3 protein-coding genes are annotated in these 2173 nt (G+C 79.0%); all 3 read left to right on the top strand.

The window, feature by feature from the left end; all coding sequences use genetic code 11:
* The first annotated feature begins 509 nt into the window (after positions 1-509).
* Positions 510-827 carry a DUF559 domain-containing protein gene (locus tag HLB09_RS16115; RefSeq protein WP_171204326.1) on the top strand — a complete coding sequence of 106 codons (318 nt, stop codon included), beginning with the start codon at positions 510-512 and terminating at the stop codon, positions 825-827.
* A gap of 156 nt (positions 828-983) precedes the next feature.
* Positions 984-1481, top strand: a complete 498-nt coding sequence (aroQ, locus tag HLB09_RS16110) for a type II 3-dehydroquinate dehydratase (RefSeq protein WP_171204325.1) — start codon at positions 984-986, stop codon at positions 1479-1481.
* On the top strand, positions 1478-1993 hold the full coding sequence (locus HLB09_RS16105; RefSeq protein ID WP_171204324.1) for a shikimate kinase: 516 nt from the start codon (positions 1478-1480) through the stop codon (positions 1991-1993). Before aroQ ends, HLB09_RS16105 begins: the two co-directional genes overlap by 4 nt.
* Positions 1994-2173: the final 180 nt, after the last annotated feature.

Genomic DNA, 2173 nt, shown 5'->3' with positions numbered 1-2173 from the left:
CGTCGCCGGCGGCGAGGTGGACCGCCTCGGCCGCGGCGTCTACGCGCTCGCCTCGGCGCCCGCCCCGATCCGGGCCGCGGCCGCCGTGCGCGGCGCCGTCTCCCACGCCAGCGCCGCCCGGCTCTGGATGGTCGACCCGCTGCACCGTCCGGCGCGCGTGTCCGTGACGGTGCCCCGCACCGCACGCCGGCGCCGACCTCTCCCCGGGACCCGCCTGCACTGGGCGGACCTCGGCCCCGCCGAGGTCGACGGCGCCGTGACGGCGCCGCTCCGGACGGTGCTGGACTGCGTCCGCACCCTGCCGTTCGGCGAGGGGCTCGGGGTCGCGGACGGCTTCCTGCGGCGGGGGCTCGTCGAGCCGGGCGAGCTCGCCGCAGCCGCTGGAGCCCTGCGGGGCCCGGGCAGCGCGCGGGCGCGAGCGGTGGCGGCAGCCGCGGACGCCCGCAGCGACAACCCGTTCGAGTCCGCGCTGCGAGCGGTGGTCCTGCGCTGCGGGGGGGGGCGCCTTCGTGCCGCAGGTGCGCGTCGTGCTGCCCGACCTCGGCGTGGTGCGACCGGACCTCCTCGACGAGGAGCGCCGCATCGCGCTGGAGGCCGACAGCTTCGCCTGGCACGGCTCGCGCGCCGCGCTCGCCCGCGACTGCGAGCGCTACGACGCTCTCGTGGTCGAGGGCTACCTCGTCCTCCGCTTCTCGTGGGAGCAGGTCGTGGGCGTCCCCGACGCGGTCGCCGACACCGTCCGCCGGGCGGTCGCCCTCGTCGACCAGCGCCATGCCGTGCACAGCGACCTGCAGACCGCGGCACCGCCCGACGCCACGAGGCGTTGACCTGCGGCGACGTCGTGGAGGCCCCGGCCTTGGCTCGATCTGCAGGTCGCTGTGCGCGCACCGCCGACCACCCGGCCGGACCCGGGCTCGTGGGAGCATCGGCGCGGCCGCCGGGCGAGGCCCGGGCCACGGCCGCGTCCACCACCGGAGGCCCCCGTGCGCGTGCTCGTCCTCAACGGCCCCAACCTGGGCCGGCTGGGCCTGCGCGAGCCGGCCGTCTACGGGTCGACGACGCACGCCGAGCTGGCGGAGGACCTGCGGGAGCTCGGCTCCTCGCTGGGCCTCGAGGTGGAGGTCCGCCAGACCGACGCCGAGCACGAGATGCTCGCCTGGCTGCACGACGCCGCCGACGACGGGGTGCCGGTGGTGCTCAACCCCGCGGCGTGGAGCCACACGTCGGTGGCGCTGCGGGACGCCTGCGCCATGCTCACGGCGCCGCTCGTGGAGGTCCACCTGTCGAACATCCATGCGCGGGAGGCGTTCCGGCACCACAGCCACGTCAGCGCCGTCGCGACCGGCGTGGTGGCCGGGCTCGGCCCGGGCGGGTACCGGGCGGCGCTGCGCTGGCTCGCGGAGGCGACGGGCACGACGCCCGCGCAGGGCGCGGCCGCGGCTCCCGGAGCCTCCCCCGACGGCCCCGCGGCGGACGAGTGATCGTCCTCGTCGGCTTCCTCGGCGCGGGCAAGACCACGGTGGGCCGCCTGCTCGCCGAGCGTCTCGACCTGCCCTTCCGGGACGCGGACGAGGTGGTCGTCGAGCGGGCCGGCCGCACGGTCGCCGAGGTCTTCGCGACCGACGGCGAGGCGGCCTTCCGCGCCCTCGAGCACGAGGTGGTCACGGACCTCCTGCGCGGCGACGACGCCGTGGTCTCCCTCGGCGGCGGCGCGGTCGAGCACCCCGGCACCGCGGCGGCCCTGCGCGGGCTGCCGACTGCGCGGCCGGGGGCGCACGTCGTGCACCTGGAGGTCTCGCTGGCCGAGGCCCGGGCGCGTGTGGGCGACGACCGCGGTCGCCCGATGCTCGCCCGGCCCGACCTCGACGCCGTGCACGCCCGCCGCCTGCCGGGCTTCGCCGACGTGGCGACCGCCGAGGTCGCGACCGCGGGCCGGACGCCGGCCGAGGTGGCCGACGCCGTCACCACGGCCCTCGCGGCGACCTCGGCGTAGGACCGCGCCGGACGTCGCTCCCGTCAGCCCGCGACGGACACGACGAGGGCCAGGGCCCCGGCCGTGACGGAGACGGCGGCCGCTCGCGGGCGCCACCCACCGGGAGCGGTGGCCGCGGCCGCGCCGACCAGCGCCACGACGGCCAGGGGCCCGACCCCGGGCAGCCGCTGCAGGCCGGTC

It is taken from the genome of Pseudokineococcus marinus (genome assembly GCF_013004605.1).
GTDB lineage: Bacteria > Actinomycetota > Actinomycetes > Actinomycetales > Quadrisphaeraceae > Pseudokineococcus > Pseudokineococcus marinus.
This window is presented reverse-complemented; position numbering and strand designations above follow the sequence as displayed.